At 70.9% G+C, this 22,491-nt stretch carries 17 protein-coding genes; 5 read left to right on the top strand and 12 right to left on the bottom strand.

The features are described from left to right. Positions 1-85 precede the first annotated feature (85 nt). The 4 genes from QYS60_RS25105 to QYS60_RS25090 form a co-directional block, all read right to left on the bottom strand. The gene (locus QYS60_RS25105; RefSeq protein WP_371384581.1) at positions 86-1,036 is read right to left on the bottom strand and encodes a hypothetical protein; all 951 of its coding nucleotides are present in this window, start codon (positions 1,034-1,036) and stop codon (positions 86-88) included. A gap of 233 nt (positions 1,037-1,269) precedes the next feature. Next, positions 1,270-4,581 (bottom strand): arabinosyltransferase domain-containing protein, encoded by a 3,312-nt coding sequence (locus tag QYS60_RS25100; RefSeq protein WP_371384580.1) that lies wholly within the window; start codon positions 4,579-4,581, stop codon positions 1,270-1,272. Between the two features lie 61 nt (positions 4,582-4,642). Further along, the gene (locus QYS60_RS25095) at positions 4,643-7,894 is read right to left on the bottom strand and encodes an arabinosyltransferase domain-containing protein (protein WP_371384579.1); all 3,252 of its coding nucleotides are present in this window, start codon (positions 7,892-7,894) and stop codon (positions 4,643-4,645) included. A gap of 107 nt (positions 7,895-8,001) precedes the next feature. Further along, positions 8,002-8,271, bottom strand: coding sequence for a helix-turn-helix domain-containing protein (locus QYS60_RS25090; RefSeq protein ID WP_371384578.1), 270 nt, complete (start codon positions 8,269-8,271; stop codon positions 8,002-8,004). A gap of 38 nt (positions 8,272-8,309) precedes the next feature. Here QYS60_RS25090 and map point away from each other — a divergent pair, with 38 nt between their 5' ends. The 3 genes from map (at position 8,310) to QYS60_RS25075 (ending at position 12,489) form a co-directional block, all read left to right on the top strand. Then, on the top strand, positions 8,310-9,077 hold the full coding sequence (map, locus tag QYS60_RS25085) for a type I methionyl aminopeptidase (RefSeq protein ID WP_371384577.1): 768 nt from the start codon (positions 8,310-8,312) through the stop codon (positions 9,075-9,077). Between the two features lie 71 nt (positions 9,078-9,148). Next, positions 9,149-11,923, top strand: a complete 2,775-nt coding sequence (locus tag QYS60_RS25080; protein WP_371384576.1) for an FAD-binding and (Fe-S)-binding domain-containing protein — start codon at positions 9,149-9,151, stop codon at positions 11,921-11,923. Positions 11,924-12,069: 146 nt separating this feature from the next. Then, the gene (locus QYS60_RS25075; RefSeq protein WP_289378977.1) at positions 12,070-12,489 is read left to right on the top strand and encodes a DoxX family protein; all 420 of its coding nucleotides are present in this window, start codon (positions 12,070-12,072) and stop codon (positions 12,487-12,489) included. Positions 12,490-12,540: 51 nt separating this feature from the next. Here QYS60_RS25075 and QYS60_RS25070 read toward each other — a convergent pair whose 3' ends face one another. From QYS60_RS25070 to QYS60_RS25060, 3 genes are read right to left on the bottom strand one after another with little or no spacing between them, the layout of a single operon-like run. Beyond that, entirely contained in the window at positions 12,541-14,448 is a 1,908-nt protein-coding gene (locus QYS60_RS25070) for a galactan 5-O-arabinofuranosyltransferase (RefSeq protein ID WP_371384575.1), read from the bottom strand. Between the two features lie 39 nt (positions 14,449-14,487). Continuing rightward, positions 14,488-15,318, bottom strand: coding sequence for a decaprenylphospho-beta-D-erythro-pentofuranosid-2-ulose 2-reductase (locus tag QYS60_RS25065; RefSeq protein WP_371384574.1), 831 nt, complete (start codon positions 15,316-15,318; stop codon positions 14,488-14,490). Beyond that, positions 15,318-16,742 (bottom strand): FAD-binding protein, encoded by a 1,425-nt coding sequence (locus QYS60_RS25060; protein ID WP_371384573.1) that lies wholly within the window; start codon positions 16,740-16,742, stop codon positions 15,318-15,320. Before QYS60_RS25060 ends, QYS60_RS25065 begins: the two co-directional genes overlap by 1 nt. A 169-nt stretch (positions 16,743-16,911) precedes the next feature. Between QYS60_RS25060 and QYS60_RS25055 the strand changes: the two genes are divergently transcribed. Next, positions 16,912-17,397: a GtrA family protein gene (locus tag QYS60_RS25055; protein ID WP_371384572.1), complete on the top strand. Its 486-nt coding sequence runs from the start codon at positions 16,912-16,914 to the stop codon at positions 17,395-17,397. Between the two features lie 64 nt (positions 17,398-17,461). On the opposite strand, the gene QYS60_RS25050 is transcribed toward QYS60_RS25055, so the two are convergent. The 3 genes from QYS60_RS25050 to rfbA are packed head-to-tail and all read right to left on the bottom strand — an operon-like array spanning position 17,462 to position 19,406. Continuing rightward, complete coding sequence (locus QYS60_RS25050) at positions 17,462-17,947, bottom strand: GtrA family protein (RefSeq protein ID WP_003937139.1); 486 nt, start codon at positions 17,945-17,947, stop codon at positions 17,462-17,464. Further along, positions 17,944-18,531: a dTDP-4-dehydrorhamnose 3,5-epimerase gene (rfbC, locus tag QYS60_RS25045; protein ID WP_054372859.1), complete on the bottom strand. Its 588-nt coding sequence runs from the start codon at positions 18,529-18,531 to the stop codon at positions 17,944-17,946. The genes QYS60_RS25050 and rfbC overlap by 4 nt, the downstream gene beginning before the upstream one ends. A 2-nt stretch (positions 18,532-18,533) precedes the next feature. Continuing rightward, the gene (gene rfbA, locus QYS60_RS25040) at positions 18,534-19,406 is read right to left on the bottom strand and encodes a glucose-1-phosphate thymidylyltransferase RfbA (protein ID WP_054372857.1); all 873 of its coding nucleotides are present in this window, start codon (positions 19,404-19,406) and stop codon (positions 18,534-18,536) included. A gap of 64 nt (positions 19,407-19,470) precedes the next feature. Here rfbA and rfbB point away from each other — a divergent pair, with 64 nt between their 5' ends. Continuing rightward, positions 19,471-20,487 carry a dTDP-glucose 4,6-dehydratase gene (gene rfbB / locus QYS60_RS25035; RefSeq protein ID WP_371384571.1) on the top strand — a complete coding sequence of 339 codons (1,017 nt, stop codon included), beginning with the start codon at positions 19,471-19,473 and terminating at the stop codon, positions 20,485-20,487. Here rfbB and QYS60_RS25030 read toward each other — a convergent pair. Together QYS60_RS25030 and QYS60_RS25025 are read right to left on the bottom strand one after the other, a co-directional pair. Further along, positions 20,445-21,413 carry an NAD-dependent epimerase/dehydratase family protein gene (locus QYS60_RS25030; protein ID WP_371384569.1) on the bottom strand — a complete coding sequence of 323 codons (969 nt, stop codon included), beginning with the start codon at positions 21,411-21,413 and terminating at the stop codon, positions 20,445-20,447. The genes rfbB and QYS60_RS25030 overlap by 43 nt on opposite strands. A gap of 2 nt (positions 21,414-21,415) precedes the next feature. Then, positions 21,416-22,417, bottom strand: coding sequence for a glycosyltransferase (locus QYS60_RS25025; protein ID WP_054372850.1), 1,002 nt, complete (start codon positions 22,415-22,417; stop codon positions 21,416-21,418). Positions 22,418-22,491 lie beyond the last annotated feature (74 nt).

Raw genomic sequence — 22,491 nt, 5'->3', positions numbered from 1 at the left:
CGAAGCGTTCACCGAGCTTGTCGCATCGGCCGCCTGAAACCGCCCGTATCGACGCAATGTGACATTCGGTTCGTCGCGCGGGGGGTTACCGCAACCGGACATCGGGCCGTGGACGTTCGAGACCCTGCTGATAAGCCGCCGCAAGGTCGGCGAGCACGACCGCCGGTTCGTGCCGGATCTGCCTGGGCAGATGGGTGACGACGATGATCCCGTGCCGCTGCATGACGGCCCGGCGCCGCATCGTCGCCTCGTGGTCTCGTGCGCTGAGATGATGTGCGAACGAGTCGATCTCCCACGCCAGTGCCACGGCGTCGAGCCAGCCGTCCGGACGGGCGATCCAGGTTCCGTTCGAGTCCTCGACCTCGCGGTTGTGCACCATCGCGGGCAGGCCCGAGGTGGAGTACAGCTTCTGGGCCTCGATCTCGGCGACCGAGTGCGCATCGTCGACCAGCTCCTGGATCACCCTGCGGGGCACCGCCGTTCCCCGGCTGCTGCCGTCTGCAAGCTCGCGTGCCAGATGGTCCACGGTGACATCGCCGCGTTGGAGTGCGGCGGCGAACAAGGCGCGGCAGTCGTCCGTTCGTGACGTGCGCCGTCCGGCGTCGAGCAGGCTGCGCGCGACGGGTGCGATCCGCAGCGTGCCCTTGCGTACGGGTTCGGGTACACGCCAACTGCGTTCGACGGTGACGAACGAGAAGTTCCTGCGATGCCGATTCTGCGGGATGAGCAGCAGGATGTCGCTCTTCGTCGCCGAGGGGGTGTATCCGTGCACGCCGAGCGCGGCGTGGCCGGAGATGACGGCCTCGTCGCCTCCGTACATCTGCGCTGCCGTCTGTCGGTGCAGTTGGGTGAGCGGGCCGCTGTGCAGCGCAACGACACCGGGCAGAATCCGTTGCCACGGACCACCCTTCCGGCAACGACCGGAAATTGTGCTGCTGCTCATCCCGCAACCCAACAGTGTCGAGGTGCGGACGATGCCGTTGACACTCAACCCGACGAGCTGTTCGACGTCGTCCCCCCACGTACCGCGTCTCATGCCGCCCATGATCACCGGAAAATGCCGCGTTCGAGGGGAACAACGGGAGGGTGGGCGAAATCTGTGGATGAACCGTGTGGTTGTGGACTACCTGTCCCGGACGGACGGACGGGCGGACGGGCGGGCGGACGGACGGACCGAATGTCACATTCGGTCGATAGAAGCGAACCGGTGTGACATTCGGTCCAACGGGCACGAGGTCCGCACGCGCGGTCGGCGGGCAGAAGGGTGGCCTACTCGTACACGCGCAGCGTGGCCGGGTTCCACAGCCCGGAGCGGGTGACCTCGGCGGTCTGCGGCTGTGCCGGCACCGCGTCCGGGTAGAACCGCACGTACCGCTCGAGCGAGCCCCAGTCGCGGGCCCAGTCGTTCTTCAGATACGTGGGGATCTGCTCGGGGCGCGCGAGGGCCTCGGTGAAGCCGAGGGGGCCGCCGTTGTCCGCGGACTGCCAAGTGTCGGTGGAGGATACGGCCAGCGGTCGGTCCGGCAGGATGCGGTAGTTCGGCATCTCGGCGATGCCGTAGCGGTGGTCGAACGGGCGCTGGCACGGGAACTGCAGGCCGACCGCCCAGTCGAGCAGCACCGGCTGCTCGGAGCCGACCACGGCGTCGAGCGTCTCGAGTTTCGGCACGCGCGGCGGGGTGAACGCCAGCCACTGGTCGCCGGTGAGGTTGGGGTCGTTGGCGACGATGCGGACGGCGTCGGTGTCGGCGGGCAGCTCCGACAGCGGGATGCGCAGGTTCCGCCACGACGGCGCGGGCCCGATGTCGCGCGGCAGATAGGTGCCCTGCGGCTCGACGGTGCCGTCGGGCAGGCGCCTGCCGTACTCGACGAGCAGTGACTGCCCGTAGGTGGTGGCGCCGGTGTCGTCGACGGACCAGATGCGGCCCGCTGCCGAGATGACGACGAGCGGCGCGTCGTCGGTGCGCTCGGGCAGCCCGTACCAGCTCGACGTGAGCAGCGCCGGTTCCTGCACGCCCTCCTGGTAGCTGCCGAGCACGGGGGTGACGGCCGGGTCGAGGCCGAACGGCAGCTTGGCGTCGGAGCCGTTGACGGTGCGGGCGCCGGTGCCGCCGGTGGTGCCGCCGCCGGCGCCGGTCTCGAACGTCGGCCCGACGCTCTGGTTGTCGGTGTTGCCCTGGCCGGGCTTGACCTCGACGTAGTCGGCCGTGAGGTCCGACGGGATGCCGTTGGGATCGAAGCCCACGGGTTCGGCGCCGGCGAGGGCGTCGCCGCCGCGGGGCGGGTTGTCCGGGTCGACGATGGGCGCGAGCCGACCGGAGTTCGGGTCCGATTCGACGAGGACGTCGTCGGCCAGCCCGCACGTCTGGCCGGCGAGCGCGCCGACGTTGGACCGGGCGAGCGAATACGCCGGATACTGCGATACCGCGCCCTTGAGCAGCGACAGCACCTCGAAGAGCACCATCGCTCCGGCGACGACGGTCAGGGGCGCCGCGGCGAACTTGCGGATCCGGCGGCCCTTGCGGGTCGTGGGTCTGGGTTGCGGCGGCGCGTAGCCCTCCCGCAGGTACTGCCACGCGACGAGCCCGAGGGCGAGCCCGAAGAGGATCAGGAACAGCGAACTGGACTGGTTGCCCTTGAAGGAGACGGTCTTGTCGAACCACGGGATGCCGTAGCTCGACACGTACCACCAGCCGTTGATGCCCGCGAACGACACGGCCAGCACGAACAGCAGTCCGGCGAGGAAGATCGTGCGGTTGCGCCGCGACCGCAGCGCACTCGCCGAGACGACGACCGCGGTGAGGGCCGCGAGGGAACCCGCGATGCCCGCGTACGCCCCGAAGTGGTGGGTCCACTTCGTGGGGTTGAACATCATGAAGAAGATCGTGCCGAAGACGATGCCGATCAGCCGCCACGACGGTCCCGTCGCGACGCCGGGAATCCGGCGCCGGCGCAGCAGCACCAGCAGCGACGTGAACAGGCACAGCAGCATGACGAGGAACGCGAACCGGCGGGCGAGCGAGCCGTCGACGGTCTGCACGAACAGGTAGTAGTAGCGGAGGAAGTCGTTCCACCACTCCTCGTTCGGGCCGATGATCGTGCGCACGCGGGTGGCCTCGAGCACGGCGGCGAGGGTCTGGTCGGAGAACACGACGACGAGCACGAGCGTACCGGCGGCGGCGATCGGGGCGAGCAGCGGCAGCGTCCCGACCTCGCGGTGGCGGCGCACGACGATCCGGGTCATGGGCCGGATGCCGGCGAGCAGGGCGGCTATACACATCAGGCCGGTCGGGGCGGCGGCGAGGGTGAACGCGCCGATCATCACGGCCGTCGCGGCCGGCAGCAACCGGCCCGTGGCGATCGCCCGTTCGATCGAGCACCAGGTCAGCAGGGCGCCGAGCGCGACGATCGGCTCCGGACGCAGGCCGTTGTTGTAGGGCAGCCAGAAGGCGAGGAACACCAGGCCGCCGGTCCACAGGGCGACGGTGTTGTGCCGGACGGCCCGGCCGAGGCGGGGCACCACCTCGCGGCTGATCACCATCCAGCAGGTGATGCCGGCGAGCAGGGCGGGCAGACGCATCCAGACGCTGGCGGTGGAGATCTCGGCGAACGCGGCGAGCACGTCGTAGTACCAGCCGAAGGGGGCCTCGGGGACGCCGAACCAGCGGAAGTAGTTGGCCATGTAGCCGGAGTGCTCGGACACCCGGGCCATGGTCAGCAGGTAGCCGTCGTCGGAGGTGTTCGCTCCGAAGAAGTGCCATCCGACGAGGGTGCCCACGACGACCGCGTCGACACCGGTGAATTTCCACCAGCGCGACGGCAGGAAGCGGCGATGTCCCCGGCCGTCGGTGCCATCGAGCTTGGCGAGCGCACCGACCGCCAGCGCGGTCGACAGGGCCGCCAGGATCATCGCGAGGAGCTTGACCACCGTCGGCGACGACGAGAACCGGGAGTCGACGTCGACGGTCACCGACATGCCGGGCACCGGGGTGTCCAGGTCGCTGAACACGCCGACGACGAGGGGACGCAGATCGCCGGTCAGCTCACCGGCGCGCGGATTTCCGTTCTCGTCGCTCAGGCCGACGAACTCCGCGGTCGTGCGGTCGACGTCGGAGAAGATGCTGATCTCGGCGCACGCGGCGGACTCGACGTCGCTGCGCGGGGCGGTGGCCACGACGACGTTGCGGTCGAGAACGTCGACGTTCTCGGCGCCCACCCGCACGAACATCGCGTTGAGTGCGGCGCCCTCACCGCTCGGCGGCGCGGTCGCCAGGAGCATGCCGCCGCCGGGCGGCATGCCGGCGACGGCGGTGCACGGCACGGTCGCGCTCAGCCGCAGCGGCACCTGCGACATGAGCGGCACCTCGACCGGTCCGGTCGAGCCGTTCTGCGGCCAGGTGACGGTGGCTTCGGTGACCTTGACGGGCAGGAACGGGGTCGCGACGGCGAGGAGCACACCGAGCAGGCCCGCCACCACGGCGACGAGCCGGGCGGTGCGGTACTGCGCCCGCAGATCCCGGGCAACCGGCGGCCGCGAAACGGCTGCGGAGGGGGCGGGAACTGTGGTCACGTCGTCGGGCACGATTGTCGATGGTATCGGGCGCAGATGAGCGGACGCACCGTCCCTACCGCCGCGTACGACCTCATTCACGCATTACGGGCACACCGTCGCGGATCGGACCGGGTGTCCACCAGCCCCAGCGGATGACGTCCTCGGTGGTGATTTCGGCAGGTGTCGCGCCCGGATCGATGGGCGCGTACCGCTCCAGCGAGCCCCAGTCGCGGTCCCAGTCGTGATTCAGATAGGTGGGGACGGTCTCGGCGGTGAGCAGCAGCGGTATCCAGCCGAGCGGGCCGCCACCGACGTCGTCCTGCCAACCGTTGGTGGAGTCGGCCCCGACCCGGTCGGGCAGGATCCGGAACTCGGGGACCTCGGCGACACCGTAGCGGTGGTCGAAGGGACGCTGGCAGGGGAACGCCAACCCCACCGACCAGTCGAGCAGGACCGGTGCCGTGGAGCCGACGACGGTGTTCAGCGTCTCGAGGCGGGGCATCCGCGGCGGCGTGACCGCCACCCACTGGTCGGGTGCCAGGTTGCCGTCGGTCACCACCAGCCGGACGGTGTCGGCGTCGGCGGGGATCCGGTCGCTCGGCACCCGCAGGTTGCGCCACGACGGAGACGGTCCGATGTCGATGGGCGCGACGCGGGCCAGCGGCTCGACGCTCGACCCGTCGCCGGTGCGGCCGAACTCGAGCAGCACGTCCGCGCCTGGGGTGAGGACGCCGTCGGGGTCGACGTAGTGCACACGGCCGGCGACGGTGACCACCAGCAGCGGCGTGGCGTCGGTGCGCTCGGGCAGCGCATACCAACCGGACTCGAGCACGGCTTCCTGCTGCGCGCCGGTGCGGTAGCTGCCGAGCACGGGGGTGCGGGCCGGGTCCAGGCCGAACGGCAGCGCGACGGTGCTGTCGTTGATGCCGGCGGCACCGCGGCCGCCGCCGGTGCCGGCGCCCGTGGAGGTGGTGGTGCCGCCCTCCTCGGTGTCGACCGTGTTGGCGCCGCCCGTGGTGGAGATCTCCTCGTCGGCGGTGAGATCGAGGGCGACGCCGTTCGGGGTGAAGCCGTCGGCGGTGCCGGCGCCGAGGGCTCCGGCGGCGTCGCCGGCGACGGGGGCCAGCGCGGTGGCATTCGGGTCGGTCTCGACGAGGACGTCGTCGGCGAGGCCGCAGCTGCCGCCGGTCAGGGCGGCGGCGTTGGACCGGGCGATCGAGTACGCCGGATACTGCGCGACCGCGCCCTTGACGAGCGAGAGCACCTCGAACAGGACGACGCCCGCGGCGACGACGGTCAGCGGTGCCGAGGCGATCGCCTTCACGCGGCCGTTGCGGTCGGGTTTCGGGGTGGCGAACGGTTCACGCAGATGGAACCAGGCGGCGACGCCGAGCGCGACCAGGGCCAGCGCCAGCAGGCCGGTGGAGAAGGCGCGTCCGGAGATCGACGGCGGCTTGTCCCACCAGGGAATCCCGTAGCTGGAGACGTACCACCAGCCGTTGGAGCCGGTGAATGCGAGCGCCAGCACGAACAGCACCCCGGCGGTGAAGAGCGCGCGGTTGCGGGCGGAGCGGATGCCGACGGCGCCGACCCCGACCGCGGCGAGCGCGGCGACGGATCCGGCCAGTCCGGCGTACACGCCGAAGTGGTGGGTCCACTTGGTCGGGGTGAGCATCATCAGCAGCAGGGACGCGAAGACGATGCCGAGGATGCGGCGCGACGGCCCGAGAGCGGTGCCGGGGATGCGGCCCTTGCGCAGGATCAGCATCACGCACACGACCAGGCACAGCAGCATGACGAACACGCCGAACCGGCGGCTGAGGGATCCGTCGGGGGAGACGGTCAGCAGCGCGTCCCAGCGCAGCCGTTCGTCGAACCACGGCACGTTGGGTCCGACGGCCGAGCGCACCCGGGTCGCCTCGAGCACCGACGCGAGGGTCTGGTCGGCGAAGACGACGACGAGGACGACGGTGCCCGCGGCGAGGATGGCGGCGATGGGCGGGACCACCCCGACGAGCCGGCGGCGGCCGACCAGCCGGACGACGACGGGCCGCGCCCCGGCGACGAGCGCGGCGACCGCGATGAGTCCCGTGGGGCCGGCGGCGAGGGAGAAGGCGGCGAGCAGCACGGCGATCGCGGCGGGCAGCATGCGGCCGGTGGCGACGGCGCGTTCGATCGAGCACCAGGTGAGCAGGGCGCCGAGCGCGATGACGGGCTCGGGGCGCAGGCCGTTGTCGTACGGCAGCCAGAAGGCGAGGAACACCAGCCCCGCCGTCCACAGCGCGATGCGGTTGCGGCGGACGGCGACGCCGAGCCGGGGGATGACCTCGCGGCTGATGACCATCCAGCACGCGATCGCGGCGAGCAGGGCGGGCAGCCGCATCCACACGCTGGCGGTGGAGACCTTCGCGAGCAGGACGAGCACGTCGTAGTACCAGCCGAACGGGGCCTCGGGGACACCGAACCACCGGTAGTAGTTGGCCATGTAGCCGGCCTCGTCGGAGGCGCGGGCCATGGTGAGGATGTAGCCGTCGTCGGAGGTGTTGGCGCCGATGACGTGCCACAGCAGCAGCGTGCCCACGACGACCGCGTCCACCGCGGTGAACCGCCACCAGTGGGCGGGCAGGACCCGGCGGGCGCGGCGGTTGTCGACGCCGTCGAGGCGGTGCAGCGCCACGAGCGACAGCAGGGTCGCGAGGATGCACACGAGCATCGCGACGAACTTGACCAGCGTCGGGGTGGAGGTGAACCGCGAGTCGAGGGCGGCGCGGACGGACAGCCGCTCGGCGTCCGGGCCGGAGGTGAGGCCCTGAGCCGATCCCTGCAGGTCGGAGTAGACGCCGACCATCTGCGGCCGGTGATCGCCGTCGAGCGTGGCGACGTGGTGCCCGTCGTCGTGTTGCTCGAGGCCGACGATCTCGGCGGCGGTGCGGTCGGCGTTGGTGGCGACGGTGACGGCCGTGCATCTGTGCTCGTCGTCGATCGGTGCCGACACGACGACCGAGTTGCGCAGCACCACCTCCATGGTGGCGGGCCCACCGTCGGTGCCGGGGACGGTGCGGATCACGAGGGCGTTCTCGGTCGCGTCGGGGGCGTCCGGCGGCACGGTCGAGATCAGGGTGCCGCCGTCGTCGCCGAGCAGCGGGAAGGCCGAGCACGGCACGCTCGCGCGCAGTTCGAGGGGGGCGTAGGAGACGAGGGGTGCCTCGACGTTGGTCAGATCGGTGCCCTGCGGCCAGCTGACGGTGGCGGCCTCCTGCCGGACCGGCAGGAACGGCACGGCCAGGGCGAGCAGCATGCCGAGCAGTCCGCTGACCGTCGCGACGATCCTGGCCGTGCGCACGCGCGCCTTCGTATCGGCGTAAGCGGGCGTTTCGGGCGAAAGGACATCGACGGGCACAAGGATCGATGCTAGGCGAGGGACGGGGAGGCGGGGGTGGCCTCCTCCGGTCAGGAGGCGGCCTCGTGCTCGGCGGGATCGTCCGTCGGGTCGCCGGCCAGGTCGTCGAGGGAGAGTCCGAGTACCCGGGCGAGCGCGGTGACGGTGAAGAAGGCGGGCGTGGCGATGCGTCCGGTCTCGATCTTCCGGAGCGTCTCGACGGAGATTCCGGCCTCGCCGGCGATCACGGCCATGCCGGCGGTGCCGCGCGCCGCGCGGAGGCGTTCGCCGAGTCGTCGCCCTCGCTCGAGTTGGGCCGGAGTAAGCGGTTCGCGCACCATTCCCGTATAGTAATACCGGTATTTCTATTGGAGGTGAGATGGTCGAGTTGAAGACGCCCGGCGAGATCGAGGCGATGCGCGCCGCCGGTGCCGTGGTCGCGGAGGCGCTGGCGACCGTGCGGGCCCACGCGGGAATCGGGGTCTCCCTGCAGGACCTCGACGACGTCGCCGCCGAGGTCCTCCGCGCCGCCGGCGCGACGTCCCCGTTCCTCGGCTACCACCCGGACTGGGCGCCGTCGCCGTTCCCCGGCGTCGTGTGCGCGAGCGTCGGCGACGCCGTCGTCCACGGCATTCCCGGGGGGTACCGGCTTCGTGACGGTGACCTGGTGAGCATCGACTGCGGGGCGGTGCTCGACGGCTGGTGCGGGGACGCCGCTGTGAGCTTCACCGTCGGGACCGCCGACCGCGAGGCCCTCGCCCTGATCGCCGCGACGGAAGAGGCCCTCGCGCGCGGCATCGCCGCGGCCGTGCCGGGAAACCGTCTCGGCGACATCGGCGCGGCGATCGGCGGATACGTCCGGTCCTGCGGCTACGGCATGCTCGCCGACCACGGCGGTCACGGCATCGGCCGCCGCATGCACGAGGACCCGCACGTGCCCAACGAGGGCCGGGCGGGGCGCGGGATGCGGTTGCGACCGGGGCTGGTGCTGGCCGTCGAGCCGATGCTGCACGCCGGGGGCGGCGACGCCTACCGGCACGACCCGGACGGGTGGACGCTGCGCACCGCCGACGGCAGCCGGGCCGCGCACTGCGAGCACACCGTCGCGATCACCGAGGACGGGCCGGTCGTCCTCACCTCCCGCTGACGGCGCATCGCCCTCGGTCGTACCGGTCCGACCTGCGACGAAGCGACCCCGGCAGGCACTAGCATCGGCCTATGGCCCGGGCGAGGACGATCGGCGAGGCCCTGCGTGACGCGGGCATCCCCGAGGTGTTCGACGACACCACCACCCGTGCCCTCTACTCGTCCGATGCCTCGCTCTACCGGGTACCCCCGCAGGCGGTGGTGCGGCCCCGCGAGGTCGACGACGTCGCCACCGCGCTCGAGGTGTGCCGCCGGCACGGCGTTCCGCTCACCTCACGCGGCGGCGGAACCTCCGTCGCCGGCAACGCTGTCGGGCCCGGCGTCGTACTCGACTTCGCCCGCCATCTCGACCGGGTCCTGCGGATCGACCCCGAGGCGCGCACGGCGACCGTGCAACCCGGCGTCGTCCAGTCCGAACTACAGCGCGCCGCCGCCCCGTACGGACTGCGCTTCGGACCCGACCCGTCCACCCACAACCGCTGCACCGTCGGCGGGATGATCGGCAACAACGCCTGCGGTGCCCGCACCCTCGGCTACGGCCGCACATCCGACAACGTGCTCGGGCTCGAGGTGCTCACCGGCGCGGGCCGGCACCTGTCGCTGCCCGACGACGCTCCCGTTCTCGAATCGCTGCGCCGGCTCACGCTCGACCACCTCGCCACCATCCGCACCGAGTTCGGCCGGTTCGGCCGGCAAGCCTCCGGCTACGCCCTCGAACACCTGTTGCCCGAGAACGGGTTCGACGTCCTGCGCTTCTTCGTCGGCAGCGAGGGCACACTCGGGGTCGTCACCGAGGCGACGGTGCGGCTCGTCGCCGACCCCGCGGTGCGCGTGCTGGTGGCCCTCGGCTACCCCGACATCGCGACGGCGGGCGACGCCGCGCACACGTTGCTCGGCTTCGGTCCGACCGCGTGCGAGGGACTCGACTCGCGGATCGTCGACGTCGTACGCGCGCGGCGCGGCGCGGCGGCGGTGCCCCCGCTGCCGCGGGGGGCGGCATGGCTGTTCGTCGAACTGTCCGGTGACGACGCCGACGAGGTCCTGACGCGGGCGCGATCCGTCGAACACGCTGCGGCGGAGATGGATTCGCTGATCGTGACCGACCCGGACAAGGCCGCGCAGCTGTGGCGCATCCGGGAGGACGGGGCGGGACTGGCCGGGCGCAGCCCCGCCGGACTGCCCGCCCACTCCGGCTGGGAGGACGCCGCCGTCCCGCCGGAACGGATGGGGGAGTACCTGCGCGAATTCGAGTCGCTGCTGTCCCGGTACGGCGTGACCGGCTATCCGTACGGTCACTTCGCCGACGGCTGCATCCACATCCGCCTCGACGTACCGCTCGAGATGCCCGGGATTTTCCGCGAATTCCTTTTCGCTGCAGGAGAACTCGCGGCGTCGTTCGGGGGGTCGATGTCGGGCGAGCACGGCGACGGCCGGGTGCGCAGCGAACTGCTGCCCCTGATGTACTCGCCGGCCGCGCTGCGGCTGTTCGGCGCAGTCAAGGCGGTGTTCGACCCCGAAGGCCTGCTCAATCCCGGTGTACTCGTCGACCCGGCCCCCGTGGACCGGGACCTCCGGATTCCGGCCGCGCACCGGGTCCGGGACGAGCTCGCCTTCCGGTACGCGGGCGACGACGGCGACTTCCGGCAGGCTGTGCACCGCTGCACCGGCGTCGGCAAGTGCCGCGCCGACACCGCCGGCCTCGGCGGGGTCATGTGCCCGTCCTACCTGGCGACCCGGGAGGAGAAGGACTCCACCCGCGGCCGGGCCCGGGTCCTGCAGGAGATGCTCAACGGAACGCTCGTCACCGGGTCCTGGCGCTCACCGGAGGTGCACGAGGCCCTCGAGCTGTGCCTGGCGTGCAAGGGCTGTGCCTCCGACTGCCCGACCGGTGTCGACATGGCGACGTTCAAATCCGAAGTGCTGCATCAGAGTTACCGGGGTCGGCTCCGTCCCGCCTCGCACTACACGCTGGGGCGGCTCCCGCGCTGGGCGGCGCTGGCCGGCCGCGCACCACGCGTCGTGAACACCCTCGCCAAGCTGCCGGGGGTGGCGTCCGCCGGGCTGACCCTCGCCGGTGTGGACCGGCGTCGCCGGGTACCCGAGTTCGCGCCCCGCACGTTCCGCCGCTGGTTCACGGACACGGCGGGCGAGCGGCGCACGGACGGCGCGCCCGTCCTGCTGTTCGTCGACACTTTCACCGAGTACTTCACGCCGGAGGTGGCGATCGCCGCGGTGCAAGTCCTCGAGGCCGCCGGTCGCCGGGTGTGCGTGACCGAACGGCAACAGTGCTGCGGGCTGACGTGGATCACCACCGGCCAGCTGGATACGGCCCGGAAGATCCTGGGCCGCACCATCTCCGCGCTGTTCCCGGCCGGAATGCCGATCGTGGGGCTCGAGCCGTCGTGCACCGCGGTCCTGCGCTCCGACGCCGTGGAGCTGCTCGGGTTCGAACCCGCACGCGCCGTCGCCGACTCGACGGTGACGCTGGCCGAACTGCTCGGCGACTGGGAACCGCCGTCGCTGTCCGGGACGTCGGTGGTGGCCCAGCCGCACTGCCACCACCACGCCGTGATGGGCTGGGGCGCCGACGCCGCGCTGCTGCGCCGGGCCGGTGCAACGGTCACCCGGCTCGGCGGATGCTGCGGTCTGGCCGGCAACTTCGGGGTGGTGCCGGCGCACTACGACGTCTCGGTCGCCGTCGCCGGGCACCAGTTGCTGCCCGCGGTCGCGGCGGCGGGCCCGGACGACGTCGTGCTCGCCGACGGCTACTCCTGCCGCACCCAGATCGCCGATCTCACCGAGCGTCGCGGCGTCCACCTCGCCGAGTTGCTGGCGTCCCGGTTGTGAGCCGGGGCTCGGTTCCGGGCCACGGGCCCGGCCGGAGCGCCGAGGCGGGCTCGGGTCGCCGAACCGGAACCTCGCAGTGCGATGAGTTTTCCGGGGCCGGCCGGTCAGTCCGTAGCGAGACCGCCACCCCGACCCAGGAGCCTGCCATGATCTCGACCACCACCCGCCCTACCGAGCGCCCCACCGACCGGAAGTTCCGCATCGCCGGCCTGGTGATCACCGGCCTCGTCGTGCTGTTCCTGCTGTTCGACGCCGCGATCCACGTCCTCAACGTCGACCAGGCGCGGCAGGCGATGATCGATCTGGGCTTCGATCCGAACCTCAACTACGTCATCGGCGCCGTCATGCTCGTGTGCCTGGCCCTGTACCTGGTCCCGGCCACCTCGATCCTCGGGGCGGTGCTGCTGACCGGGTATCTCGGCGGCGCCGTCGCCACCAACATGTTCAACGAGATGCCGCTCTTCAGCACCATCCTGTTCCCGGTCTACGTCGGTGTCTTCGTCTGGGCCGGCCTGTATCTGCGCGATCCGGTGGTGCGGTCGGTGATGCCGCTGCGCCGCGCCTAGGACGTCGACGCCACGACCGTCCGCGAACTGTGTCCGCGGACGGTCGCGGCGCTATCCCGTGCGGGTGACGACGACGAACGGACCGATCTCCGAGACCGTGAAGCGCGGGTCGTCGAACAGCGACTTCGGATACGTCACCGAGTAGCGACGGACATTGGGGTCGTTGGGGTACACGTCCTCGGCGAGCCGGAGGGTGTAACCCTCGGCGCCCTGCCGGAACACGATCGCATCGGGTCCCCGCCACGGGGACTCGTCCCACGCGGCGAGCAGCTCGTCGGTCGTCTCGACCGACGCCCAGTCCTCGATCGCGGCGGCGCGTCCCTCGAAGTCCGCCAACGGGTTCGCGTAGTGCGACGTCAGCGCCTGGAACCCGAGATAGGGGTAGTAGGCGAGGAAGGTGGTGTCGGCGGTGAGGACGACGATCTCGTCGCGCGGCCGGCCCAGCGCCGCGGTGATCGTCTCGTCCAGCTCGGCGTAGTAGGCGCCCGCGCCGGGCGGACGCTGATCCGCGCGTTCACCGTTGCCGTCGGTGTCGGTGTAGGCGACGGTGATCTCGTTCGCGAGGACCTGTGGGATGTTCTGGGTGAACGCGAGCGCTCCCAGCGCGCCGACCGCGATCAGCGACCACCGCACCCGCTGGTTCTCGCTGGTGGCCAGCACGATCCACCGGGTGAAGTCGACGAACGCGAACGTGCCGGCAGCCGCGAGCAGCACGAGCAGGATCACCTCGAGGCGGAAGGCCAACAGCGTGTTGCCCAGCGCGGTCAGCGCCATCGACGCCAGGTACCACAGGTACACGGACACCACGCCGAGCCCGAGGGCCTGCGCGCGCCGCGACGACGTGGCCCGCCCGACCAGCCACACCGTGCCGAGCAGGCACAGCAGCCCGATCAGGGAGCCGTGGAACATCGGCAGCGGCAGCCGGGCGCCGGTCTCGGGCAGGTAGTGCGTCGCCGTGCCGGATCCGGCGGTGGACCCGCCCCGCAGCACCTCGAGCACGAACGGCGCCCACACGAGCAGCGCGACGACGACGGCGATCCCCGCGATCACGCCCAGCCGTACCAGCACGGGGACCGCGGCGCGCCAGGTGCCTGCCGTGCGGCGCGCCAGCACCGCCGCGACGACGGCCATCACCGTCACCGTGAACGCCGCGATCCCGAGATAGAGGGAGTAGAACGTCGCGGCCAGTCCCAGGAAGAGCCCGGTCCCGACGACGGCTCCGCCGCCCGGTGCGTCCTTTGGGCTGCCGCCCGAAGGACGCACCGGGCGCGACAGCGCCCCCCACGCCATGACGAGGGCAGGTGCGATCAGCAGCGCGACGAACGCGCCGTACGGCTCCGGAGAGCCGTAGGCGAGGACGACGGCCGTGGTGGCGGTGGCGACCAGCACGGCCAGGTCGACCCGCACCAGCGCGGTCCACAACACGAGCCCGACGACCGCGGCGACGGCCAGCGACACGATCGACCACGGCTTGAACGCCTCCCAGCCGTCCAGGCCGAGCAGACTCGCGAAGCGGCCGCCCACCCAGAACCAGCCGGCGGGGTAGAACGGCGGCAGATCCGCATACGTCATGTCCCGCAGCGCCGGGGAGTCGGTGAGCCGGGTCAGGTACTCGGTGCGGAACTCCTGGTCGACCGAGATGCCGTGCAGATAGAGCTTCGTCGCGGCCAACGGCATCCCGAGGGTGACGGTGACCAGGCCGGACAGGCCCGCCCACGACAGCACCCGGGCGAACAGCGTCCACCGCCGCCGGCGCAGCAGCACGACGGAGCAGGCGAGCACGACGAGCGCCCCCACCTGCAGCACCGTCGTGACGGCCTGCGTGACGTTCGAGGAGTTGAATGCGGGCCACTGCACGCGCGCGAACGCGAACAGACCCACTGCGGCGACGATCGTCGCGACGACAACCGCAGCGGCCCCCTCACCGGCGGTGCGGAGGGCTCGCCGGTAGGGGGCCACGTCGGAAGAGGATACGGCTGGGTCGGACACCCCCGCAGCCTAGATCGGCAGCTTCCGGAAGATCGCGCGCGGGACGTGCCGCAGCACCATCATCACGTACCGGAAGGCGCCCGGAGCCCAGACGATCTCCTTGCCCTTCGCGGACGCGGCGACGGCCAGCGCGGCGACGTCCTCCTTGTCGACCGTCAGCGGGGCTTCCTCGACGTGGGCGCTGAACTTGGTGCGCACCTGTCCGGGACGCACCACCGTCACCCGCGGACCGAACGGCGCCAAGGCCTCGCCGAGACCCAGGTAGAAGCCGTCGAGCCCGGCCTTCGCGGAGCCGTACACGAAGTTGGCGCGCTTGACCCGCTCACCGGCGACGGAGGACATCGCGATGATGCGTCCGTAGCCCTGCGCCTTCATCTTCTCGCCAAGCAGCACACCGACCGACACGGCCGCGGTGTAGTTGATCTCCGCGACCCGGATGGCCTTGGTCTGGTTCTGCCACAGCTCCTCGGCGTCGGCGTCCATGCCGAACGCGACGATCGCGACGTCGACGTCGCCGGCGGGAGCGGAGCCTGCGGAGCGACCGTTCCCGGCGGGAGCGGAGCCTGCGGAGCGACCGTTCCCGGCGAGGTCCCAGGCCCGAGCGATCACTTCCGGGTGGTGGGCGGTGTCGAGGGCGTCGAAGTCGATCAAGTCGACCTTGGTGGCCCCCGCGCCCTTCATCTGCGCGACGGCGTCGTCGCGCAGGGGGTCGTTCGGCAGGGCGGCGAGGATCACCCGGGCCGGCGCCTTGCGCAGGTACTCCTCGACGATGGCGAGGCCGATCTCGGACGTGCCACCGAGGAGCAGCAGGGTCTGGGGGTTGCCGACGGCGTTGATCATCAGTGGAGTTCCAACCTTCTGGACATATCGGAGGCGAACACATTGGTGGGGTCGACCGAGCGGCGGATCTTGATCCATTCGCCGATGCGCGGGTACATCGCGTGGAACGTCTCGGCGGAGGTGCGCGAGTCTTTCGCGGTGTAGAGGCGGCCGCCGAACTCGAGGACGCGGCGGTCGAGTTCGCGGACGAACTCGTTGAGTCCCGCCTTGATGGGGAAGTCGACGCAGATGTTCCAGCCGCGCATCGGGAAGCTCAGCGGCGCCTTGTTGCCCTCCCCGAACAGCTTGAACACGTTGAGGAACGAGTAGTGCCCCGAGCGCTGGATGTCGACGATGATCTTCTTGAACTCCTCGACCGCCTCGGTCGGCACCACGAACTGGTACTGCAGGAACCCGTTCGAGCCGTAGGCGCGGTTCCACTCCCCGAACATGTCGAGCGGGTGGTAGAACTGCGTCAGGTTCTGGACCTTGCCCGTGTAGTTGCCGGACTTGCGGTACCACAGCTCGCCCACGGCGCTGAAGGTGTACTTGTTGGCCAGGCCGTTCGGGAAGATGTCCGGGAACGTCAGCAGCGTCGGCGCGTCGAACTTCAGTGGGTTTCTCTGCAGCTTCTTCGGCAGCTGGTCGAGCTTGGCCAGCGAACCGCGCGAGATCGCGGCCCGGCCGAGTTTCGGCAGCGGCGCGACCGCGTCGAACCAGGCGCTCGAGTAGTCGTAGTTCGCCTCGGAGCCGTCGCTGTGCACGGCGATCGTCTCGTCGAGGGTGCTGGTGACCACGCCGTCGGCGATGAAGTACGCCGTCTCGGTGGGCGTCATCTCGATGGTGGCGCGCAGGATGATGCCGGTCAGGCCCATGCCGCCGACCGTCGCCCAGAACAGCTTGGAATTGCGTCCGTTGGGGGTGAGGGTGCGCACCTGGCCGTCCGCGGTGAGCAGGTCCATCGACCGGACGTGGTTGCCGAAGCTGCCCGCGCTGTGATGGTTCTTGCCGTGGATGTCCGCGCCGATGGCACCGCCCACGGTCACCTGCCGGGTGCCCGGCAGCACCGGGACCCACAGACCGAACGGCAGCGCTGCGCGCATCAACTGGTCCAGGTCGACGCCTGCGTCCACGGTGACCAGCCGCGATTCGCGGTCGATCGTGTGGATCCGGTCCAGCGCCGTCATGTCGACGACGAGCCCGCCCGCGTTCTGCGCCGGGTCACCGTACGAGCGGCCGAGACCGCGGGCGATGACACCGCGGCGCAGGTGCGACGGCTTGGACTCGTTCTGCTCCGCGACCCGGGCGACCGCCTGCGCGATCACCTCGACGTCGGGAGTGGACAGCACTTCCGCGGTGGTCGGGGCGGTGCGCCCCCAGCCGGTCAGAGTGCGGGTCTGGGTGGGGAGCGGCGCGGCGGCCGGCTCTGCAGCTGTCGTGGACATCGCCGTACAGGTTACCCGCCGGTCGCAGCGGCGAGAGTGTGCCGCCGGTGACGCCCGGAGTCCCGGCGTCGGTGACGCCCGGAGTCCCGGCATCCGGATTGCCGGAAGCGTCCGGCTGCGCTCCGCCGCGCAGCGGGGACGCTCGCGCCGCTCGCATAGGCTGTCGCCCGTGTCCGAGCATCCGCAGCACCCGCACTGGCAGAAGCAGCCGGAGCATCATGCCCCCCTGCCGGTGGAGATCCCCGTCACCGACAGCACCGCGGACGAGGCGCTCGATCTGAAGACGCAGATCGTGCGGTTCGTCCTCACCGGCGGGCTGTCCGCGATCGTCGACTTCGGCCTCTACGTGCTGCTGCTCGCCGTGGGGCTGCACGTCAATGTCGCGAAGTCGCTGTCGTTCGTCGCCGGCACCACCACCGCGTACCTGATCAACCGGCGCTGGACCTTCAAGGCCGAGCCCAGCCGGGCCCGGTTCGTCGCGGTGGTGATCCTGTACGCGATCACCTACGCCGTCCAGGTCGGCATCAACTACGTGCTGTACGACGCGCTGCCCGACGAGTGGTGGCGCGTGCCGCTGGCGTTCGTCGTCGCGCAGGGCACGGCCACCGTCATCAACTTCGTGGTGCAGCGCGCCGTGATCTTCCGCCTGCGCTGAGGCGAGGCGAGCGAACTTCTCGCTCGGCTCCGAGGCGGAACGATGCGTCCCCTCGGGGCGGCGTTCAGCCGTGCCTGGCGCGACGGAAGGAGAAGTCCCGGTAGCCGAAGAAGCTCGCCGTCGCGGTGACGACGGTGATCACGATCTGCGACGGAATCGGCGGGAACCCGAGCGCCGAGACGGCCACGGTCATGAGGGCGAGGTTCAGCAGGAATGCGCTCAGGTTGACCGTCACGAACCGCCACAGGTCGCGCAGGAAGTGACCGCGCACCCGGAACACCAGATAGCGATAGGTGGAGAAGGCACACAGCACGTTGGAGGCGTAGCCCGCCACGATCGCGAAGTGGTAGCCGAGGGTGTCGCCGACGGCGAGCTGCCACACGACGAACCACGCGGTGCCCAGCGCGGTGTTGAACGCCCCCACCAGCAGGAACGCCACGGCCTGGTTCTTGAACAGGCGCATGAGCGGACCAGGCGCCCCCGTCATCCCACCGGGTGCGCCGGCGGGTTCGGTGACGGGATCGGGGGAGGACACCGGCTGCGCGCTCACCCGAGGTACCGCGGCAGCGACCCGGCGGCGACCACGTCGGCGAGCGACGGTGCGGCCTTGTCCTTGTCGGAGAGTTCGTAGTGCAGGGGTGTCCCGTCGCGGCCGGTGGTGGGCCAGTCGATGCCGATCTGCGGGTCGAAGGGGTCGATCTCGTGCTCGCGGTCGGGGTTGTAGGTGGTCGAGCACAGGTAGACGACGGTGGAGCCGTCGGCGAGGGAGCAGAAGGCGTGGCCGAGGCCTTCGGTGAGGTAGAGGGCGCGGCGGTCGACGTCGTCGAGCAGGACCGCGTCCCACTGGCCGAAGGTGGGGGAGCCGATGCGCAGGTCGACGGCGACGTCGAGGACCGCGCCGGCGACGCAGGTGACGTACTTGGCCTGTCCGGGCGGGACGTCGGCGTAGTGGATGCCGCGCAGCACCCCGGCGGCGGAGACCGAGCAGTTGGCCTGGGCCAGGTCGAGCGGGCGGCCGGCGGCGTCGGCGAAGGTGGGTTGTTTGAACCACTCGTAGAACACGCCGCGGTCGTCGCCGAACTGGCGGGGGGTGATCTCGAAGGCGCCGGGGATCTTCAGTTCGCGGTAGTGCACCGTCAGTGTCCTTCCCGGTCGAGCAGGTCGAGCAGGTAGCTGCCGTAGCCGGATTTGACCAGCGGCGCGGCCAGGGCGCGCAGCTCGTCGTCGGTGATGAAGCCGCGTCGCCACGCGACCTCCTCGGGGGCGCCGATCTTCAGGCCCTGGCGTTGTTCGATGGTACGGACGTAGTTGCCGGCGTCGAGCAGCGAGTCGAAGGTGCCGGTGTCGAGCCAGGCGGTGCCGCGGGGGAGGACTTCGACCTGGAGGCGGCCGGCCTCGAGGTAGGTGCGGTTGATGTCGGTGATCTCGTATTCGCCGCGGTCCGACGGGCGCAGGTCGCGGGCGACGGCGACGACGTCGTTGTCGTAGAAGTACAGTCCGGGCACCGCGAAGTTCGACTTGGGGGTGGCGGGTTTCTCCTCGAGCGACAGGGCCCGGCCGTCGGAGTCGAATTCGATGACGCCGTAGGCGCTGGGGTCGGAGACGCGGTAGGCGAACACCGCCCCGCCGTCGAGGTCGGCGAAGCGGGTGAGCTGGGTGCCCAGGCGAGGACCGTAGAAGATGTTGTCGCCGAGGACCAGGGCGACGCTGCCGCTGCCGATGTGCTCGGCGCCGAGAACGAACGCCTGGGCGAGGCCGTTCGGTTCCGGCTGGACGCGGTAGGTCAGGTTCACCCCGTAGCGCGACCCGTCGCCGAGCAGCCGATGGAACTGCGGGGCGTCCTCGGCGGTGGTGATGATCAGGATGTCGCGGATCCCGGCGAGCATGAGCGTCGAGAGCGGGTAGTAGATCATCGGCTTGTCGTAGACCGGCACGAGCTGCTTGCTCACTCCCAGGGTGATCGGATGCAGTCGGGACCCGGTGCCGCCGGCGAGAATGATTCCGCGCATGACGGGCAGTCTCCCATCCGGGGTGGACGCGGACCAACGAACGCACCGCCGGTAGGGTTGCCGCATGCGGCTGCTCGTCACCGGCGGTGCCGGTTTCATCGGTGCGAACTTCGTCCACCAGACCGTCGCGGAACGCCCCGACGCGCAGGTCACGGTGCTCGACAAGCTCACCTATGCCGGCAACCTCGCCTCCCTCGACCCGGTCGCCGAGCAGATCCGCTTCGTCCGCGGCGACGTCGCCGACGCCGACCTGGTGGACGCGCTGGTGGCCGAGTCGGACCTGGTGGTGCACTTCGCCGCCGAATCGCACAACGACAACTCCCTGGCCGATCCGTCGCCGTTCGTGCAGACCAACCTGATCGGCACGTTCACCCTGCTCGAGGCGGTGCGCCGGCATGCGGTGCGCTACCACCACATCTCCACCGACGAGGTGTACGGCGACCTCGACCTCGACGATCCGGCACGGTTCACCGAGGCCACCGCCTACAACCCGTCGAGCCCGTACTCCTCGACCAAGGCCGGCTCGGATCTGCTGGTGCGGGCGTGGGTGCGCTCGTTCGGGGTGGCGGCGACGATCTCGAACTGCTCGAACAACTACGGCCCGTACCAGCACGTGGAGAAGTTCATCCCGCGGCAGATCACCAACGTCCTCGACGGGGTGCGGCCGAAGCTGTACGGCACCGGGGCGAACGTGCGGGACTGGATCCACGTCGACGACCACAACCGGGCGGTGTGGACGATCATCGACAAGGGCGAGATCGGGCAGACCTACCTGATCGGCGCGGACGGGGAGACCGACAACCGCACCGTCGTCGAGACCGTCCTGGAGTTGTGCGGCAGGGACCGCGGCGACTTCGACTTCGTCACCGACCGGCCCGGCCACGATCTGCGCTACGCGATCGACGCGACCCGGCTGCGCACCGAACTCGGCTGGCAGCCGCGCTACCGCGACTTCCGCGAGGGCCTGGCCGCGACGATCGACTGGTACCGCACCCACGAGCACTGGTGGCGGCCGCAGAAGGGCGCGACCGAACAGGCCTATGCCCGCTCCGGCGAGCGCACACTCGGCCGGGCCGACTGACCCATGGCGCGCCGGGTCGCCTCCAGCGTCGCGGCGATACCGGCCGGCAGCGGCCGATGACTGCGACGGTCCAGCTCCGGCCACACCACCGACCGTAACCGCAGGTCCCGGCCCTGCACCGACGCGAGCGGCGACGACGCCAGCACCACGTTGGGGCGACGACGGAAGACGGTCCGGCAGGCGCCCAGGATCGCGCCGATCGTCACCGACCGGCCCGACGCGAAGATCTTGGTGCTCACTCCGCCCGGTTCGGCCTCCGCCCGGGCGAGGGCGTCGGCCACCATCTCGCCCGCATCGGAGACGAACAGGTAGTCCCGCAGGGTGTCCATCGAGACGTAGATCGAGACCGGCGTCCCCGTGAGATACCCGCGGCACAGGTGGGAGACGAGACCCTGCGGCTTGGCGAGATTCTGACCCGGGCCGTACAGGTTCGCGAAGCGCCCGATTACCGCGGTCGCGCCCGTCTCACGCGCGAAATCCGTGACGACGGCCTCGGCGGCCAGCTTGGCGTGTCCGTACAGACCGAGCGGGGCCGTGGGACTGTACTCGGAGTGCGGAGCGCCCGGCGCGGCCGCGTACACCCCACCCGCCGACGAGGCGTGGAACACCGTCCCGCGCTCGGCGCTGCCGCCGGACGCGTGTGCGAGTCCGTCGAGCACGTCGCGCAGCAGGGCGTTCTCGGCCGCGAAGGCCTCCGACGTCGTACCGTTCACGCCGGCGCCGGCGCACCACGCGACCCGCCACGGCCCGCCCCCGGCGCCGCGGACGAACCGGTCCGCATCGGCCAGCAGCACGGTGCGGGCGTGCTCCGGCTCGTCCCACGGCACCACGCTCGTCGCCACCGGGACGTCGCGGCGACGCAACTCCCGGGTCACCCACGAACCGAGCAGTCCACCGCTTCCGACGACCCACGTCGGCGCCGGCACGGTTACCCCCTCCGGAAGGATTCGAGGTCGGGATACCGCTGGGTGCGGCCCAGCGGGCCGGAGCCGGGATCGCTGACGATCAGATACGGCGGTTTGCCCATCGCCGTCTTCACCGCCACCCCGACGTACTCGGCGATGACCCCGAGGGAGAACAGGACGGCACCGAATCCCAGCAGCAGGATGACCGTCGTCGAAGCCCAGCCCTGCACCGGGAAGCGGTTGCCGAGGAACAGGTAGGAGACCAGCACCCACGCCGCCCACAGGAGACCGCCGACGGCCAGGACCACGCCCAGCAGGCTCACCATCCGCAGGCCCTTGGTTCCGCTCGACAGCACCATCCGCCAGAAGTGCGACAGCAGGGTGCGCAGCCGGTAGCCGGACGCCCGTCCCTGTTCCTCGCGCAGTGCGACCGGGCTCGTGCTCACCTTCCCCGCGATCCACCCCAGCGCGACGTCGAGATAGGCCTCCGAACCCGCGTAAGCGGCGAGGGACCGTCCCACCTCGCCCAGCACCAGACGGAAACTCTGATAGTCGGGGCTGTCGGAGACGGACAGCACCCGGGCCAGGAACCACTTGGATCCCCTGGACGCCACGTTCCGCAGCGCGCCGTGCGGTGCCGCGTTCGTCGGCTTCGCGTACACGACGGTCGCACCCTCGTCGAGCGCGGTGTCGAGCAGGCCGCCGATGGCGGCCGGGTCGTGCTGGCCGTCCTCGTCGAGGGTGACGATCCACTCGCCGCCGCTCGACGCCATGCCCGCGAGCGTCGCTGGATGCTGGCCGAAGTTCCGGCTGAGCCACACCCCCGCGACGAACGGGTACTTCGCGGACAGTTCCCGGATGACGCGAGCCGAATCATCGGGGCCGTTGTCGTGGACGAGCAGGACCTCCTCGACCACCATGGGACGGCCGCCGGGCGTCAGGGTGACCTCGGTCCACGGAAGGATCTGCTCGAGCAGCTCGCCCAGGGTGTGTTCGCCCTGGTAGACCGGCACGACGATCGACACGCGGTGTGGCGTGCCCGTCCCCGCCCCGTCGTCGCTGCTCACAAGTCGGGAGTGTATACGCCGGACGGGGCTGT

Source organism: Rhodococcus sp. GXMU-t2271, from assembly GCF_041414735.1.
GTDB lineage: Bacteria > Actinomycetota > Actinomycetes > Mycobacteriales > Mycobacteriaceae > Rhodococcus > Rhodococcus indonesiensis.
Note: the sequence above shows the minus strand (reverse complement) of the source record. Positions and strands in the feature narration are given on the sequence as shown.

Coding starts and splice junctions, on each gene's coding strand:
- QYS60_RS25105 (WP_371384581.1), bottom strand. CDS start 1,036: ATGAGACGCGGTACGTGGGGGGACGACGTCGAACAGCTCGTCGGGTTG.
- QYS60_RS25090 (WP_371384578.1), bottom strand. CDS start 8,271: ATGGTGCGCGAACCGCTTACTCCGGCCCAACTCGAGCGAGGGCGACGA.
- map (WP_371384577.1), top strand. CDS start 8,310: ATGGTCGAGTTGAAGACGCCCGGCGAGATCGAGGCGATGCGCGCCGCC.
- QYS60_RS25080 (WP_371384576.1), top strand. CDS start 9,149: ATGGCCCGGGCGAGGACGATCGGCGAGGCCCTGCGTGACGCGGGCATC.
- QYS60_RS25075 (WP_289378977.1), top strand. CDS start 12,070: ATGATCTCGACCACCACCCGCCCTACCGAGCGCCCCACCGACCGGAAG.
- QYS60_RS25065 (WP_371384574.1), bottom strand. CDS start 15,318: ATGATCAACGCCGTCGGCAACCCCCAGACCCTGCTGCTCCTCGGTGGC.
- QYS60_RS25060 (WP_371384573.1), bottom strand. CDS start 16,742: ATGTCCACGACAGCTGCAGAGCCGGCCGCCGCGCCGCTCCCCACCCAG.
- rfbA (WP_054372857.1), bottom strand. CDS start 19,406: ATGCGCGGAATCATTCTCGCCGGCGGCACCGGGTCCCGACTGCATCCG.
- rfbB (WP_371384571.1), top strand. CDS start 19,471: ATGCGGCTGCTCGTCACCGGCGGTGCCGGTTTCATCGGTGCGAACTTC.